This is a genomic window from Pseudomonas sp. RGB (genome assembly GCF_007713445.1).
Classification (GTDB): Bacteria; Pseudomonadota; Gammaproteobacteria; order Pseudomonadales; family Pseudomonadaceae; genus Aquipseudomonas.
The window spans coordinates 14553-30139 of the sequence record NZ_VMSH01000002.1; the positions used below are offsets into that span (position 1 = coordinate 14553).

At 61.9% G+C, this 15587-nt stretch carries 15 protein-coding genes and 1 pseudogene; 6 read left to right on the plus strand and 10 right to left on the minus strand.

The genetic code is table 11. The annotated features are described in order from the left end of the window. Positions 1-8 precede the first annotated feature (8 nt). Positions 9-1334 (plus strand): glucarate dehydratase, encoded by a 1326-nt coding sequence (gene gudD, locus FPT15_RS03695; protein ID WP_145158609.1) that lies wholly within the window; start codon positions 9-11, stop codon positions 1332-1334. A gap of 41 nt (positions 1335-1375) precedes the next feature. Here gudD and FPT15_RS03700 read toward each other — a convergent pair whose 3' ends face one another. The 3 genes from FPT15_RS03700 to FPT15_RS03710 form a co-directional block, all read right to left on the minus strand. After that, on the minus strand, positions 1376-1756 hold the full coding sequence (locus FPT15_RS03700; RefSeq protein WP_145158611.1) for an addiction module antidote protein: 381 nt from the start codon (positions 1754-1756) through the stop codon (positions 1376-1378). Between the two features lies 1 nt (position 1757). After that, on the minus strand, positions 1758-2060 hold the full coding sequence (locus tag FPT15_RS03705; protein ID WP_145158613.1) for a type II toxin-antitoxin system RelE/ParE family toxin: 303 nt from the start codon (positions 2058-2060) through the stop codon (positions 1758-1760). 233 nt (positions 2061-2293) lie between these two features. Then, entirely contained in the window at positions 2294-3121 is an 828-nt protein-coding gene (locus FPT15_RS03710) for an ABC transporter substrate-binding protein (RefSeq protein WP_256676337.1), read from the minus strand. 273 nt (positions 3122-3394) lie between these two features. Between FPT15_RS03710 and FPT15_RS03715 the strand changes: the two are divergent. After that, positions 3395-4633, plus strand: a pseudogene (locus tag FPT15_RS03715) (acyl-CoA dehydrogenase family protein). A gap of 122 nt (positions 4634-4755) precedes the next feature. Here the strand turns inward: FPT15_RS03715 and argE are convergent. From argE to FPT15_RS03750, 7 genes are all read right to left on the minus strand, one after another. Beyond that, on the minus strand, positions 4756-5907 hold the full coding sequence (gene argE / locus FPT15_RS03720; protein WP_145158615.1) for an acetylornithine deacetylase: 1152 nt from the start codon (positions 5905-5907) through the stop codon (positions 4756-4758). Beyond that, positions 5904-6581 (minus strand): DUF1028 domain-containing protein, encoded by a 678-nt coding sequence (locus FPT15_RS03725; protein WP_145158617.1) that lies wholly within the window; start codon positions 6579-6581, stop codon positions 5904-5906. The genes argE and FPT15_RS03725 overlap by 4 nt, the downstream gene beginning before the upstream one ends. Before the next feature lie 9 nt (positions 6582-6590). Continuing rightward, complete coding sequence (locus FPT15_RS03730; RefSeq protein WP_145158619.1) at positions 6591-7322, minus strand: class II aldolase and adducin N-terminal domain-containing protein; 732 nt, start codon at positions 7320-7322, stop codon at positions 6591-6593. 50 nt (positions 7323-7372) lie between these two features. Further along, positions 7373-8203 (minus strand): ABC transporter substrate-binding protein, encoded by an 831-nt coding sequence (locus FPT15_RS03735; protein ID WP_145158621.1) that lies wholly within the window; start codon positions 8201-8203, stop codon positions 7373-7375. A 28-nt stretch (positions 8204-8231) separates the two neighbouring features. Beyond that, on the minus strand, positions 8232-9104 hold the full coding sequence (locus tag FPT15_RS03740; RefSeq protein WP_145158623.1) for a phytanoyl-CoA dioxygenase family protein: 873 nt from the start codon (positions 9102-9104) through the stop codon (positions 8232-8234). Between the two features lie 28 nt (positions 9105-9132). Further along, the gene (locus tag FPT15_RS03745) at positions 9133-10650 is read right to left on the minus strand and encodes an amino acid ABC transporter permease/ATP-binding protein (RefSeq protein ID WP_145158625.1); all 1518 of its coding nucleotides are present in this window, start codon (positions 10648-10650) and stop codon (positions 9133-9135) included. A 322-nt stretch (positions 10651-10972) separates the two neighbouring features. Beyond that, entirely contained in the window at positions 10973-11947 is a 975-nt protein-coding gene (locus FPT15_RS03750; RefSeq protein WP_145158627.1) for a LysR family transcriptional regulator, read from the minus strand. Between the two features lie 183 nt (positions 11948-12130). Here FPT15_RS03750 and FPT15_RS03755 point away from each other — a divergent pair, with 183 nt between their 5' ends. The 4 genes from FPT15_RS03755 to FPT15_RS03770 all read left to right on the plus strand — a co-directional run bounded on the left by FPT15_RS03755 (position 12131) and on the right by FPT15_RS03770 (position 15576). Further along, entirely contained in the window at positions 12131-12553 is a 423-nt protein-coding gene (locus tag FPT15_RS03755) for a RidA family protein (protein WP_145158629.1), read from the plus strand. Then, entirely contained in the window at positions 12550-13530 is a 981-nt protein-coding gene (locus FPT15_RS03760) for an NAD(P)H-quinone oxidoreductase (protein WP_145158631.1), read from the plus strand. The genes FPT15_RS03755 and FPT15_RS03760 overlap by 4 nt, the downstream gene beginning before the upstream one ends. Before the next feature lie 15 nt (positions 13531-13545). Then, positions 13546-13989: a type II 3-dehydroquinate dehydratase gene (locus FPT15_RS03765; RefSeq protein ID WP_145158633.1), complete on the plus strand. Its 444-nt coding sequence runs from the start codon at positions 13546-13548 to the stop codon at positions 13987-13989. A gap of 336 nt (positions 13990-14325) precedes the next feature. Continuing rightward, complete coding sequence (locus tag FPT15_RS03770; RefSeq protein ID WP_145158635.1) at positions 14326-15576, plus strand: NAD(P)/FAD-dependent oxidoreductase; 1251 nt, start codon at positions 14326-14328, stop codon at positions 15574-15576. Positions 15577-15587: the final 11 nt, after the last annotated feature.

The following is a 15587-nucleotide window of genomic DNA, read 5'->3' on the forward strand; positions in this document are numbered from 1 at the left end:
ACATTGCCATGAACACTCCCGTAGTCACCCATTTGCAAGTCATCCCGGTGGCAGGCCACGACAGCATGCTGCTCAATCTGAGCGGCGCCCACGGGCCATTCTTTACCCGCAATATCGTGATTCTCAAGGACAGCGCCGGCAACACGGGCGTCGGCGAGGTGCCCGGTGGCGAGCGCATCCGTGAAACCCTTGAAGATGCGCGCAGCCTGGTGGTCGGCCAGCCAATTGGCCAATACCAACGCATCCTTAACCAGATGCGCAGCACCTTTGCCGCTCGCGACGCCGCCGGCCGCGGCCTGCAGACCTTTGACCTGCGCATCACCATTCACGCCGTCACCGCCATGGAAGCAGCGCTGCTCGACCTGTTGGGCCAGTTCCTGGAAGTGCCGGTGGCGGCGCTGCTGGGTGAAGGGCAGCAACGTGATGCGGTAAAAATGCTCGGCTACCTGTTTTATGTCGGCGACCGCACGACCACCTCTCTGGCCTACCGCAACGAGGCGGACGCCGATGATGAATGGTTCCGCCTGCGTCATGAGCAAGCCATGACCGCCGAGTCGGTGGTGCGCCTGGCCGAAGCCGCCAAGGCCAAATACGGTTTCAACGACTTCAAGCTCAAAGGCGGCGTCCTGAGTGGCGATGAAGAAATCGAAGCCGTCACCGCCCTGGCCGAACGCTTTCCCGATGCGCGCATCACCCTTGACCCCAACGGCGCGTGGTCACTCAAAGAAGCCATCCGCCTGTGCCGCGACCAACACCACGTGCTTGCCTACGCCGAAGACCCCTGCGGCGCAGAAAACGGCTACTCGGGTCGCGAAGTCATGGCTGAATTCCGCCGTGCCACCGGGCTTAAAACCGCGACCAACATGATCGCCACCGACTGGCGCGAAATGGGCCACGCGATCCAGCTGCAATCAGTTGACATCCCGCTGGCCGACCCGCACTTCTGGACGATGCAAGGCTCGGTGCGTGTGGCGCAGATGTGCAATGAATGGGGCCTGACCTGGGGTTCGCATTCCAACAACCACTTCGATATTTCCCTGGCGATGTTTACCCAAGTGGCCGCCGCCGCACCGGGAGACATCACCGCCATCGACACCCACTGGATCTGGCAGGACGGCCAGCACCTGACCAAGGCGCCACTGAAAATCGAAGGCGGCTACGTCAAAGTGCCCACCCAGCCTGGCTTGGGCGTGGAGATCGACATGGATGCAGTGGCCAAGGCCCACGAGCTGTACAAAGGCATGGGCCTTGGGGCGCGAGATGACAGCGTGGCGATGCAGTTCTTGATTCCGGGCTGGCGCTTCAATAACAAGCAGCCGTGCCTGGTGCGCTGAGCCTCAGCGCAAAGTCGGTCAATGTGGGCGCCGTTAAGCCATCATGGTTTACCGGCGACCACTGGCTTAGCGCTTGTCGCCTGATTGAGCGCAATCGGCTGCACAGTCAGCTCAACGCCTAACGCCAGCATCAGCTTGTGGATCGTCTCATAGCGGGTCTTCGAGCCGCCCTTCAGGGTTTTATACAAACTCTCGCGGTTGACCAAGGCCGCCTCAGCCACCTTGTTCACGCCCTGGGCTTTGGCAACCTCGGCAAGCGCCTTCATGAACACCTGCGGGTCTTGCGACTTCATGCTTTGCGCCAGATAAGCACTGATAACTTGCGGGCTGTCGAGAAAGCGCGACGCCTCATAAACCTGTGTGCCGGAGGTATCAAGATCGAGGATCGGCATGTCCTCGGGTTTGAATTTCAATTCACTCATTTCATTGACCTCTCAGGGCATCGAGTATCTCTTTTGCCCGTTTGATTCCCCGCTTCTGATCGGTTTTATCGCTGCCCCATAACATCAGGTAAGCGGTGATCCCCGTCCGTACAAAATAAATCCTGTAACCAGGCCCGACGAAAACACGCATTTCACTCAGGCCTTCGCCGACTGGCTCGCAGTCACCAAAATTGTTGTCTTCGGCGCGGTCCAAGCGCGTCAGAACAGCCGTTTTCCCCCAGATATCCTTCATACCGTCGAGCCATGTATCGAACGCCGGCGTCCTGCCGATCAAGTTAGTCACAGATTCACATGTAGCCTACTGGCTACTCCTTGCCGATGCTAGTTAATTTTTTGTTCCGGCGCGATCCGGAACAAAAAACCTAGCTCAGCCCACGCATAATCAGACTGTCGATACTGTTAGCGCTTATGTCCTTTACGTTTAAAGTGCCCGATCGAACAGCGGCGTCACGTCATAGCGCTGCTTCAGCATCTGCGCATCCACCAGGAAATCCGCCGTGGCCTGCGCCTCGCTGACTATCGTCGGCGAAATCGGCAGCACCTTGATTGCGTCACGCTTGAACCACACCTTGGCGATCTGCGGCGCAGACTGGTTGGCTTTCGACCAGGCCTCGGCGTACTCGTCGACATGGCTGTTGCTCCACACACGAGCGCGGTAAGGCGTGCGACAAAGTCTTTGATGATTGCGCCTTTCTGCGCCAGCGCCGGCTCATACGCAACGATGTAGGTCGGCGCGCTCATCAAGCCCTTGGCGTTGCGAATCAGGCTGCTGCCCTCTTTCTCCTGCAGCGACACGTAGGGTTCCCAGGTGCCGAACGCGTCGATGTCGCCTTGGGTCAACGCCAGACTGGCCTCGGCCGGCAGCAGGTATTTGAAAGTCACGCTGTTGCGCGGCACGCCGGCTTCGTCGAGGGCTTTGTAGGCCAGTTGCTGGCTCCACGAACCGTTCCAGATTGCGATGGTTTTGCCTTTCAGATCGGCCACCGACCGGATGCCTTTGCGCGCCACGATGCCGACGCCGTCAAGGCTGGTCTGGGTGCTGGCGACCACTTTCACCGGCGCGCCATTGGCCGCCAGGCTGATCACCGGCGTGTCACCGACAATCCCCACATCCAGCGCGCCGCTGGCAACCGCCGAGGCCACAGGGGAGCCGGTATTGAAGCGCTTGAAGTCGATCTTGTAGGGCAAGTCCTTCAACTCGCCTGACAGCTCCAGAACAATGCGGTTGGAGAAAAACTGATCGCCCACGGTGAGCGTCAGGGGCGCTGCCGCCTCGACAGAAGGCCCGTGCAGCGTAAGAACGGCCAGGCCGAGCAGGGCAAGCAAGTGTCGACGATTGATCATGAACGCACTCCACACACGTGAGGGCTGACTCAACCATCTGTGGGCGTGCAGTCTGGTGATGAGAAAAGGGATTGGAAGGTCGCCAAGTACGGCGCCAGTAGAAGCTAACGCAATAAAATCACGGGGTTTAATACTGTTGCGCACTATCGATAGAACCGCCGCACAGCTTGATAGCTATTTTTCGTATTAAAAACTTTGCGAACCGTGGGTTAGGGTGACGGCACCAGACCACTGGACCCCAGCACCTGAGCCACTTTCTGCAAGGTCCATTGCATGTCGATTTCTGCGTTGAATATTTGGGGCGCTGCGCCCTCCTCCCGTTATGAACAACTGGCTGCACCGTTTCGCCCACTTTTTGCGTAGATCCTTGCGCAAGCCGCAGAGGCTGATCAGACACGCGCCAGCCTGGCGATTGTTATCCGCCAACTCAACGAACTGGGGCTGCCCCGCTGGCGCTTGCCCGTGAGCCACGGTGGCCAGGGCGCGACCTTTGCCGAACTGCTTGCGTTGCTCACCGAACTGTCCGCCGCCGACTCCAACATCACCCAGGCCCTGCGCGGGCATTTTGGTTTTTGCGAGGACGTCCTCTGTGCCAAAGACCTCGACTGGCGCGCCAAATGGCTGGACCGGCTCGGCCAGGGCGCGCTGCTCTCTCCAGGCAGCACCGAAGTCGGCAACCAGACCCGAGGCGACTTCGAAACCCGTCTGCACCGCGATGCCGACGGCACCCTGCGCATCAGCGGCAGAAAGTTCTACACCACCGGCGCGCTCTACAGCGACCTGATCAACACCGTCGCCACGGGTGAGGACGGCACGGTGTATTCCGTCGTCGTCGACCTCAAGGCCCCCGGCGTGCACATCGTCGATGACTGGAATGGTTTCGGCCAACGCCTCACCGCCAGCGGCACCTGTATCTTCGACAATGCCCCGGTGGAGGACGACCTGCGCCCTACTCACCAACGCTTCGGCTACGGCCAGTCGTTCTACCAGATCTACCACCTCAGCACCCTCGCCGGCATTGCTCGCCGTGCGGCGCTGAGCGGTGCACAAGAACTCAGCCAGCGCGCCAGGACCTTCACCACTGGCAACGCCGACACCGCAGCGCAAGACGTGCAGTTGCTGCAAGTCATCGGCGAAGTCGCCAGCCAGGCCTACGCCGCGCACGCCATCACCCAGCAAGCGGCGCAGCGCCTGGAGCAGACAGCGCAGTCTGTGATCGCCCACAAGCAAGTGCTGCACGACGATGACCCACACGTGGCATTGGCGGAGCTGGAAGTGTGCCTGGCAGTCAACCCGGTAGTGGACGCGACCCTTGCGGCCACCACCGCACTGTTTGACGCGCTGGGCGCCAGTGCCACGGCCAGCAACAAGGCGCTAGACCGGCTGTGGCGCAATGCGCGCACGCTGGCGAACCATAACCCGCGCGTGTACAAGTCGCGGATTGTGGGCAATTACCTGGTGAATGGCTTGCTGCCGCCGGCGCAGTGGCGCGTGGGGGTGGCCAAAGCCTGATCAAACAACACAGAGCAAATGGGGGAGCTGGCTTGCCTGGGATGGCATCACCTCGGTTTAACGGCAAGACCGGGGCGCCTGCATCGCGGGCAAGCCCGCTCCCACATTGGATAGGGGTGGGCTTACTGGCTCACAAACGCAACCACCCGCGCCAACATCCGGTCACACGCCGCCAATTGTTCCAGGCTGATGAACTCGTCGGGCTTGTGGCCCTGCTCCATGCTCCCCGGTCCGCAGACCACGGTGGGAATCCCTGCCTGGTCAAACAGCCCGCCCTCAGTCCCGAAAGCCACAGTGCCGTAGTCGCGCGAGCCGCAGAATTGCGCGACCCACTCAGCCGCCTGGCTCTGCAGCGACGTCGCCAGGCCCGGGTAGCTGGATAACTCGCTGAAGCTGATCGCACACTGCGCGCTCACTGCCTGCATTGCCGGCAGCAGCGTGTGTTCGGCGTAGCCGCGTAACTGGTCCGCAACCTGCCAGGGGTTCTGGGTCGGCAACGAGCGCACTTCAAAGTCAAAACTGCAATCCTGCGGCACGATGTTCAACGCCTTCCCGCCACTTATCACGCCGGTTTGTACGGTGGAAAATGGCGGGTCAAATCGGGCATCAAGGTGCTGCTCAGCCTTGAGCGTTTCACCGAGCCGCACCAGCTCACTGATCAACCGCGCCGCGTATTCGATGGCGTTTACGCCGGACGGCGCATAGGCCGAATGGCACGCCGCGCCATGGATTTGGCAGCGCATGCCCAGCTTGCCCTTGTGGCCCAGCACCGGCTTGAGCTCGGTGGGCTCGCCAATCACGCACAGCAGCGGCTTGACCGGTTGCGCGTGAAACCTTTCGATCAGCGAGCGCACGCCGAGGCAGCCGACCTCTTCGTCATAGGACAGCGCGATATGCACCGGCATGCGCAGCGGCGCCTGCACCAGTGCCGGCACGCAGGCCAACACACAGGCGATGTAGCCCTTCATGTCCGCCGTGCCACGCCCGTACAACTTGCCGTCTTTTTCCGTCAGGTCGAACGGCGCCACCGTCCAGCGCTGACCGTCCACCGGCACCACATCGGTGTGCCCGGACAACACAATCCCCGGCACGCCGGCCGGGCCAAGGGTTGCCAGCAGGTTGGCCTTGCTCTTTTGCGCATTGAACACCAACTCGCAGGCCACGCCGTGGCCTTGTAAATACGTGCGCACAAAGTCGACCAAGGCCAGGTTGGATTCACGGCTGGTGGTGTCGAAACGCACCAGTTGCGCCAGCAGGTCGCGGCTGTTGCTCATCGGTCATCTCCCGGTACCGCATAGCCCGGTGCCTGGTGTGGGTTGATGGCGCGATCAATGTAGTCCTGCAGTTGGCTGCGATAGGCCTGCCACAATTGGTCGAGGGCGCCGATCGGGTCGTCATCGGCCCAGTCCACGCGCAAATTGACGATGGGCCACAGCAGGTCATCGACCACCACGAGGGCGGCTGAATGCACCGGGCCGGCTTCACCGCCTTTGGCCTGGCCCGCCTGCATCGCGGCAAGCAATCGGTCGGCCAGGTGCCCGGAGGCGTTTTCGAACGCCCGCACCATGGCCTCGATCACGCCGGGATGGGCGAGCATATTCCCCGCCGCCACGCATTGCTCACCACTCAACGCCGCATGAATGCCAAGGGTCTGCGTGCCACTGAAATGCGCCGTGCGGCCTTGGTTATCGATCACCGTTACCTGGCGATACTGGCTGTGATCCTGGCCGGCCAGCACCGTTTCCAGCGCCTCACTCGGCGCCAGGCCCTGCCCTAGCCTATCCAGGATATGCGGCCCCAAACTCGGCAAGGTGATGTTTTGCGACGCCACCGCGCCCACGCCGGGTCGCAGCCATGGGCAACGGGCGCCAACGGCAATGCTTGAAGAGCTGATCGCAATGCCCAACTGGCCGGTTTCGGCACAGCGAGCGACAACGGAAAACGTCATAAAAAGCCCTCAGTCGAGCACCGAAGGGTCGGCGTCGATCATCAACTGCTTCATTTCTTCAAAGTGCTGCCGCGAAAAGTCCGCGATACCTTCCCAGCCGCGTGCAGTTTTCTCCGCCACGTCATCCGACAACACCCGCAACGGTTGCCCGGTGGACCACGCCGTCACCAGGATCTGGCAGGCACGCTCCAGGGTCCAGATATCGTCAAAGGCCTCACCAATGGACGCGGCCGTGACCATCACCCCATGGTTGCCCATCAGCAGGCGGCTCTTGCCGTCGAGCAGCGCGGCCAGGCGCGCGCCTTCGGCTTCGGTGTCAGCCATGCCGCCGTACAGCTCGTCCACGGCCACGCGGTTGAAATAGCGCGCGGTGTTCTGGTCAATCGCCGGAATGTGCGGTTTGGCCAGGCACGCCACCGCCGTGGTGTAGACCGGGTGCAAGTGCAGCACGGCGCGGGTTTGCGGCAGCAGTCGGTGGATCTGCCCGTGGATCGACCAGGCGGTGGCGTCCACATGCGGGTGGTCGGCGCAGGCCGGGTCGTCGGCATTCAACAGCAACAGGTCGCTGGCGCGAATGCGCGAAAAATGCTTCCACTTCGGGTTAAGCAAAAACTGTTTGCCGTCGGCCGATACCGCCGCGCTGAAATGGTTGGCCACCGCCTCATGCATGCCCAAGTGGGCAATGATGCGGAAGGTTGCCGCCAGGTCGATGCGCGCCTGTTCTTCAAGGGATAACGCCATGAATCTGTCTCCGCAAGGCGCGACCGCAAGGCTGCGGCCGCGCAATAGGCTTACTTGGGCATCAACGCGGCGATGTCGGCATCGGTCGGCGCTTCAAAGTTGTACTTCTTGAGCAAGGCCGCGTATTCCGGGGTCGCGCGGTACTTTTGCAGCCCGTCGAGCAGGGCTTTTTTCACCTCGTCGTTGCCCTTTTTCACGCCGAAGCCGTTGAGAACCGGGTAGATCAGCGTGTCGGACGAAATCACCACGCGGCTGCCGAGCTTGTCGACCACACCCCGCGCCACGGCGGCATCGGTGATCTGCGCTTCAACGGCGTGGGCCAGCAAGGCCTGGGTGGTTTGCGGGTCGGTGCTGTATTCACTGATCGCAATCGGTTTCAAGCCCTTGGCCACGCAGTACTCATCCGACAGTTTGTGCATCTGCGCCAGCCAGGACGTGGCGCCCATGGAGCCGATCTTGTGGCCGCAGAACTCTTCCGGTTTCTTGGGTTGGAACGCACTGTCCTTGAGGGTCAGGATCGACTCGCCGCTTTTCAGGTAAGGGATCATGTCGATGACTTTGACCCGCTCCGCCGTGATGTACATCGACGAGTTGGTCACATCGAACCGCCCGGCCTGCAGGCCGGTGATCAGGTTGGGAAAGCGCGTGTCGAGGGTTTCGACCTTGCGCCCCATGACCTTGCCCAGGCCGTCCATGAACTCGATATCAAAGCCTGCCGGCGTGTTGTTATCCATGTACTCGTACGGGAAGAAGGTCACGTCGGAACCGGCGATGATCTTGCCTTCCTGCTGGAACGCCGAAGCCGCCAACGAGGTCAGTGCAACCGCGGCGCCCAACAGGCACACGGCAAGAGGGCGAAGACTTTTTTGAGACGCTGTCATGGTCATTACCTGCAAGGGTTTTAGGGGGTTAGGCAGTCGCGGAGTCTTGGCCGGCCTGTTGCACAAAGAACGATGCGCCACGGGGTTTCTGCGGCAGGCGCAGGTGGTTGTCGGTGGAACGCACCAAGCCACTTTCTTCACCGGCCACCAGCAGGCCGGCGTGTGCACTGGGCAGCGGGTTTTCGCCGAATGGCAGCGCGTCTTCAGCGGCGTAGACGCTGATGAACAGGGTGCGCGGCAGTTCGGTCTCGTTAGGGCTGGAAGCATGTAGAAGGCGCGTGTGCATAAAGCACACGGAACCGGCCGGGCCGTAGCAGGCGACCGGTTGCTGGCAATGTTCTTGAACCACGGCATCGTCCACCGAGCCAGTAAAACGCTGGTTCTGCCAGTGCGACCACAACGGGCCTTTGTGGCTGCCGGGGATCACATTCAGTGGGCCGTTTTGCGGGGTCACTTCGCTGACCATCAGCAAGGCAGTGACGATGTCGTCGTTGCTGTGCGGCGTGAACAGAAAGTCCTGGTGCCACTTCACCTGCGTCGCGGTGTGCGGCAGTTTGGAGTTGATCTTGCTGTGGTGAAAACGCGCGCCGCCAGCGCCCACCAACTGCGCGGAAATCGCCGCCATCCGCGAGTGCAATGCCACGCGCTCATACGCCGGGGAAATCTCGGTGGGCGAACTCACGCGGCGCAACGACGGGTGATCGGCGCGATGATCGCCTTCCAGGTCGAAGCGCGCTCGGCCATCCACGGTGGCACCCCAGCCCTGGTCGTGGCTGCGGCTCTCCTCCACCCACTGGTCGAAGTCATGTTGCAACGCGGCCACTTCGTCCAGCGACAACACGCCCTCCACCACCAGGAAGCCGTCGCGCTGGAATTTTTCGATTTGAGCTTGCTCGATCATTTTTAGTGAGTCCTGAACATTAACGAGATCACGCCAGCGAGACGTCCTTGAGGAACGCCTCCACGCGTGGGTTGTGGCCGCTGCGCAGGGCCTGGGGCGTGTCGTCGCAGACCACGCGGCCCTTTTCCATGAACACGATGCGGTCGGAAACCTTGAAGGCGAAGTTCATCTCGTGGGTGACGATCACCATGGTGATGCCCTCCCCGGCCAGGGCTTCGATGACCTGCAGCACTTCGTTGACTTTCTCGGGGTCGAGCGCCGAGGTGGGCTCGTCGAACAGCATGATCTGTGGGCGCATCATCAAGGCGCGGGCGATGGCCACACGTTGCTGCTGGCCGCCGGACAGCTGGTGCGGGTACTTCCAGGCGTGGTCGAGCATGCCGACCTTGTGCAGCAGCGCGTAGGCCTGTTGCTTGAGTTCATCGGTGCGCCCCAGGCGATGGTATTTCGGCGCCATCAGCAGGTTGTCGAGCACGCTCAAGTGCGGGAACAGGTTGAAGCTCTGGAACACCATGCCGATGTTCAGGCGGTGCTCGGCGTGCTCAATAAATTGAGGTTTCTGCGCGCCGACTTTGTGCAAGTGAATGAACGGCAGGCCGTTGATATGAATCTCGCCGTTGTCCAGTTGCTCCAGGCCGTTGAGCAGGCGGATCAGCGTGGTTTTACCCGACCCGGACGGCCCGATCACCGACACCACCTCACCCGGCTGCACCTGCAGGTTGACCGAGCCCAGCACTTCAATGTCGTTGTAAGCCTTATGCAAGCGGGCGGCTTGCAGCGCGGCGACGCCAGTGTTGGCCGGGCGCTCCGGCGCCGTGCGTTGTTGGGTAGCCAATGCCAGCACCGCCGCATCCGGCACGCGGGACACGTTGCGCTGGTTGACGTCGAGAAAGCGCTCCAGGCGTTTGAGCAGGAAGTCGAACACGGTGACGATAAACACGTAGAAAAACGCCACCGCCGCCATGGTTTCGATCACCAGGAAGTTCTGCGAATACAGGCGCTGGCCGACCATCAAAATTTCGGTCAGCGAGATCACCGACACCAGCGAGGTGAGCTTGACGATGGAGATGTACTCGTTGGCCAGCGACGGCAACGCCACGCGCAACGCCTGGGGAATCACCACGCGCCATTGGGTGCCAAAGAACTTCAAGCCCAACGCCCGCGCCGCTTCACCCTGCCCTTTGGGAATCGAAAGCAAACCACCACGGTGGATTTCGGCCACGTACGCCGTCTCGCAGATCACCAACGCCAGCAGGCCGGACCAGAACGGGTCGGCCAGCACGGCCGAGGTGCCGGGCAGCGCCTGGGGCAGGTTGTAGATAAAGATCAGCAGCACCAGCAGCGGCAGGCTGCGGAACAACCAGATATAGCCTCGGGCCGGAACGCTGAGCAGCCCATGTTTGGATTGTTTGGCCAGCGCCAGCAGAAAGCCCAGGGCAATACTCAGGACCCAGGTCAGGGTGCTGAGCTTGATTACCGTCCACGTTGCCCGCCAGAACTCGGGATCGGCGAGCAAACCAAACATGTAGTGCCAGTCGAATGTCATCGTCGCGGTGCCTTGCTGAAAAGAAATTGATCTGCATCGATGGGATGAGAGTCGTGGGGACGGGGGGGCAGGGTCAATTCGTAAAACCCGGCCCACTGGGTAGGCAGAACCTATGCAACCCAAAAACACCAAAACTCCACTGTGGGAGCTGGCTTGCCTGCGATTGCGGTGCATCAGCTGGCGCATCAGGCACAGACAGACCGCTTTCGCAGGCAAGCCAGCTCCCACATTTGATTGATTTTGTCCTTGAGGTCGCAGGGTCAGGCCAAAAGGGTGCAGCGCCGAGCAAGTGGCGCAGCCCGCGCCACCTTTTGGTGCAATCTCAGCTCACACCACTCAAGACCCGCACCGCATGCGGGTCAAAAAAGCTCGGCGGCGCCATACCGGGGATGTACTGATCGGACACAAACATCCGGCAGCGCTCGGCAAACGCCGACACCACACGCGACAACTGGGTGTTGCTCGCCGTGGCGTAGCCCAGCCGCATTGGCCGGTGCGAGCCCGCCAGACGCAGGCGAATCACGCGTTTGCCATCCTGGGACACATTGGATTTGGGCCGCGCATTCGCGAAGGAATAGCCAATGCCATTGCCGACCATCGCGCGCACCGTTTCGAGGTTGGTGGAGCGCATGATGATGTTGGGCGTGGTGCCCGCCTGCATGAACAGGCTGAGGAAATAGTCGCGGCTCCAGGGCGTGTCGAGCAGCACCACCGGATACGCTTCAAGGTCTTGCATGCTCACCGCCGGCAAGCTCGCCAGCGGGTGATACTCGCCGACCATCACATACGGCGGCAGGTGCGCCAGGGCTTGGAAGTCGATGTCGGGGCTGGTCACCAGGTCGTAGGTCAGGGCGATATCCAGCTCGCCGCTGCGCAGTTTTTCCAGCAATTCCTCGTGGTTGCCTTCGGCCTGGGTCAGCCGCACGCCGGGGAAGGCGCGGCCAAAACCAAACACCAGTTCGGGGGTGATCATCGGCGCCAGCGACTCCAGGCAACCCACCCGCAAAGGCCCGCGCACAGTGTTCAACGACTCCGAGGCGATGGTGTAGAGGTTGGTCATCTGCTCCAGAATCAGCTTGGCCTCCTGCATCACCTGGCGCCCCACCGCCGTGAGCGAAATGCCCTGGGCGTGATGGCGGATAAACAGCTGGATGCCCAGCTCGGCTTCCATATGGGTGATGGCGGCCGAGATCGACGGCGACGACACATGAATGCGTTCAGCCGCAGCACTGATGCTGCCCGCCTCTCCTGACGCCACGAAATACTCCAGTTGACGCTGAGTAATACGACTGAGCATTACGCCTGCCCCTCAACAATGACTGTACGCGGGGTGTTGCAGGGTTCGTGCCGGGTCAGGCGCGAACCGATGACCTGCACGGGCTTCGGTTTTTCCTAAGCACTACCGCGCACAAATGCTGGTTTCGCGAGTTCCGGGGCGATGTGAAGCTTGTTGTATCCCGCTTCCGATGAGTTGCCCGCCATGCCCACCCACACCCGCATCCGCATGTTCAACACCAAACAGACCTACCCCAACCAGGCGCTGGACAACGACTTGTGCCAGGCCGTGCGCGCCGGCAACACCATCTATGTGCGCGGCCAGATCGGCACCGATTTCGACGGCAAACTGGTCGGCCTTGGCGACCCGCGCGCGCAAGCCGAGCAGGCGATGAAAAACGTCAAGCAACTGCTTGAAGAGGCCGGCTCCGACCTGTCGCACATCGTCAAGACCACCACGTACTTGATCGACCCGCGTTACCGCGAGCCGGTGTATCAGGAGGTGGGCAAGTGGCTCAAAGGCGTGTTCCCGATCTCCACCGGGCTGGTGATTTCCGGCCTGGGCCAGCCGGAATGGCTGATGGAAATCGACGTGATCGCCGTTGTGCCGGATGACTGGGCCGTATGAAGGCGGTGATTGCCCGTGAGCCGGGCGGGCCTGAGGTGCTGCACTGCGTAGAGCGCCCGATGCCGACACCCGAAGCCGGCGAAGTGTTGATTCGCGTGGCGGCTGCTGGCGTCAATCGCCCGGACCTGATGCAACGCAGCGGCGCACCGATTCCGCCTGGCGTCACCGACGTGCTCGGCCTGGAAGCGGCGGGCATTGTGGTCGCGACAGGCCCTGGCGTAGACGAGTTTGCCCCTGGCGACCGCGTGATGGCGCTGCTCAACGGCGGCGGCTACGCCGAGTACTGCGTGGCACAGGCGGCGCACTGCCTGCCGGTGCCGGCGGGGTTGTCACTTCAGGATGCCGCAGGCGTGCCGGAAGCGGCGTTCACCGTGTGGCACAACCTGTTTGAACTGGGCCGCCTGCGCAGCGGCGACAGCGTGCTGATCCACGGCGCCGCCAGTGGCGTTGGCAGCTTTGCCGTGCAGTGCGCGCATGCCGCCGGGGCGCGGGTGATTGCCACCGCCGGCGGCGCGCAGAAAGTCGCGATGCTGCAAGCGCTTGGCGTGTGGCGCGCGGTGGATCGCCACGTTGAAGATTTCGTCGAGGTAGTGAACGACTGCACCGACGGGCGCGGCGTGGACGTGGTGCTGGATAACGTCGGCGGCGCTTACGTCGCGCGCAACCTCGCCGCCATGGCGATGGGCGGGCGGCATGTGAGCCTGTCATTCCTGCAAGGCGCGAAGATCGAGTTGGATCTACAGGTACTGATGCGCAAAAACCTCAGCCTCACCTCTTCCACTCTGCGCCCTAAAAGCCACGCCGAAAAAGCCCGTTTGGCGGTGTGCATCCGCTCGCGTTTTTTACCCTGGCTCGCCTCCGGCCTGGTGCGCCCGCAGATCCACACGCAGCTGCCACTGCTGCACGCCGCCGAGGCCCATCGCCTGCTGGAGGCCAACGCCAACGTCGGCAAAGTCGTGCTGACCGTCGCGCAATAACCTGGAGCGCAAGCCATGCACCACCGCGTGTTTTTTCTCAATGGCCCTAACGCCAACCTGTACGGGCTGGACAAAAACGGCACCTACGGCAGCGAAAGTTTCGCCAGTATCCAAGCGCGCTGCCAACGCCACGCCGCTGAGCTGGGCCTGACCCTGGACTTTCGCCAGAGCAACCACGAAGGCGTGCTGGTGGACTGGATACAGGAAGCGCGACTGAACGCCGACGCCATCGTGATCAACGCCGCCGGGCTCACCTACAGCTCGGTACCGATCCTCGATGCATTGCTGGCCTTCGACGGCCCGATCATCGAAGCGCACATGAGCAACATCTGGAAGCGCGAGAGCTTTCGGCATCATTCTTACGTATCCAAGGCGGCTACCGGCGTCATCGCAGGGCTTGGGGCGTTGGGTTATGAGCTGGCGCTTACGGCGGTGGCCACGTTGTTGATAACCCAATGAGCCGCCTCACCGCAGATCAACTGTGGGCGCTGTCGAGCTTTAGCGACGCGGCGAAGGGATCACCGCAGTGCACCTGATTACCTGTGCACCTGCATCGCAAACTGGCTGACGCAGCCACCCGTCGAAAAAATCAGGCTGAAAAAGCGTGTATTCAGGGTGCATCAGTGATGCATCGAGAATGACGCTGCTGACGACTGCCCCATGGGGTTTGGATTTTCCTAACCTCTGCCTTCAAAAAGCATAATTTCGCTCCTTCCACTGCGTGATCACACTGAGGCTGTCGATGCTTGCGCGTCGCCCAAACCGACCGAGGTCGTTCACTTTTAGGAAACGCACATGTCAGTGGAAACAATCAACACCCTGGTAGTGGGCGCAGGCCAGGCCGGCGTCGCCATGAGCGAGCACCTTTCCCTGATGGGTGTGCCGCACTTGGTGCTGGAGCGCAGCCGCATCGCCGAACGCTGGCGCTCGGAGCGCTGGGACTCACTGGTCGCCAACGGCCCGGCCTGGCACGACCGCTTTCCCGGGCTGAAATTCGAGGGCATTTCCCCCGAAGCCTTCCCGCCGAAAGAGCGCATGGCCGACTACTTCGAAGCCTACGTCGAGAAGTTACAGGCACCCGTGCGCACCGGCGTGGAAGTCCAGCGCGTGGAACGCCATGTGGGCCGCCCCGGCTTCAAGGTCACCACCTCCGCGGGCATCATCGAAGCCGCCAATGTGGTGGCGGCCACCGGCCCGTTCCAACGCCCATCGATCCCCACCATCGTCCCGGCCACCGCGCCCGTGCACCAACTGCACTCCTCCACCTACAAAAACCCTGCGCAATTGCCCGAAGGCGCCGTGTTGGTGGTCGGCGCCGGCGCCTCCGGCTCACAAATCGCCGAAGAGCTGCAAAAGGCCGGCAAAACCGTGTACCTCTCGGTGGGCGAACACTACCGCCCGCCCCGCGCGTACCGCGGCCGCGACTACTGCTGGTGGCTCGGCGCGCTGGGCCTGTGGGACGAAGTCAAAATTCAGCCGAAGAAAAAGCACGTGGCCTTTGCCGTCAGCGGCTATGAAGGCGGTAAGACCGTGGACTTCCGTCGCCTGGCGCACCAGGGCATCCACCTGGTCGGCGTCACGCGCGCGTGGAACGAGGGCGTCATGACTTTCGAACCGGGCCTGGCCGACAACGTGGCCGAAGGTGACCGCGCCTACTTTGATGTACTGCGCGACGCCGACGCCTACATCGAAGCCAACGGCTTGCCGTTCCCGTTGGAGCCCGACGCCTGGAAATTGCTGCCCGACCCGGAATGCCTGGTTAACCCGACCCTCAGCCTGGACCTGGCCGAGGCCGGCGTAACCACTATCCTTTGGGCAACCGGTTTTAAATTCGATTTCAGCTGGTTGAAGGTCGATGCGTTTGACGAAAAAGGCGAGCCGTTTCACAAGCGCGGGATCTCGGCGCAGAGCGGGATTTACTTCCTCGGCCTGCCCAATCTGGTGAACCGCGCGTCGTCGTTTATCTACGGGGTTTGGCACGACGCGAAGTACGTGGCCGACCATATTGTTTTGCAGAATGAGTACATGTCCTACACCAAGCCCTGAAACAGCAAAGT

What these genes read in the sequence shown, in the direction of transcription:
- FPT15_RS03770 (WP_145158635.1), top strand. Translation starts at nt 14,326, where the DNA reads ATGTCAGTGGAAACAATCAACACCCTGGTAGTGGGCGCAGGCCAGGCC.
- FPT15_RS03755 (WP_145158629.1), top strand. Translation starts at nt 12,131, where the DNA reads ATGCCCACCCACACCCGCATCCGCATGTTCAACACCAAACAGACCTAC.
- FPT15_RS03750 (WP_145158627.1), bottom strand. Translation starts at nt 11,947, where the DNA reads ATGCTCAGTCGTATTACTCAGCGTCAACTGGAGTATTTCGTGGCGTCA.
- FPT15_RS03725 (WP_145158617.1), bottom strand. Translation starts at nt 6,581, where the DNA reads ATGACGTTTTCCGTTGTCGCTCGCTGTGCCGAAACCGGCCAGTTGGGC.
- FPT15_RS03765 (WP_145158633.1), top strand. Translation starts at nt 13,546, where the DNA reads ATGCACCACCGCGTGTTTTTTCTCAATGGCCCTAACGCCAACCTGTAC.
- FPT15_RS03710 (WP_256676337.1), bottom strand. Translation starts at nt 3,121, where the DNA reads ATGATCAATCGTCGACACTTGCTTGCCCTGCTCGGCCTGGCCGTTCTT.
- FPT15_RS03730 (WP_145158619.1), bottom strand. Translation starts at nt 7,322, where the DNA reads ATGGCGTTATCCCTTGAAGAACAGGCGCGCATCGACCTGGCGGCAACC.
- gudD (WP_145158609.1), top strand. Translation starts at nt 9, where the DNA reads ATGAACACTCCCGTAGTCACCCATTTGCAAGTCATCCCGGTGGCAGGC.
- FPT15_RS03735 (WP_145158621.1), bottom strand. Translation starts at nt 8,203, where the DNA reads ATGACAGCGTCTCAAAAAAGTCTTCGCCCTCTTGCCGTGTGCCTGTTG.
- FPT15_RS03745 (WP_145158625.1), bottom strand. Translation starts at nt 10,650, where the DNA reads ATGACATTCGACTGGCACTACATGTTTGGTTTGCTCGCCGATCCCGAG.
- FPT15_RS03700 (WP_145158611.1), bottom strand. Translation starts at nt 1,756, where the DNA reads ATGAGTGAATTGAAATTCAAACCCGAGGACATGCCGATCCTCGATCTT.
- FPT15_RS03740 (WP_145158623.1), bottom strand. Translation starts at nt 9,104, where the DNA reads ATGATCGAGCAAGCTCAAATCGAAAAATTCCAGCGCGACGGCTTCCTG.
- argE (WP_145158615.1), bottom strand. Translation starts at nt 5,907, where the DNA reads ATGAGCAACAGCCGCGACCTGCTGGCGCAACTGGTGCGTTTCGACACC.
- FPT15_RS03760 (WP_145158631.1), top strand. Translation starts at nt 12,550, where the DNA reads ATGAAGGCGGTGATTGCCCGTGAGCCGGGCGGGCCTGAGGTGCTGCAC.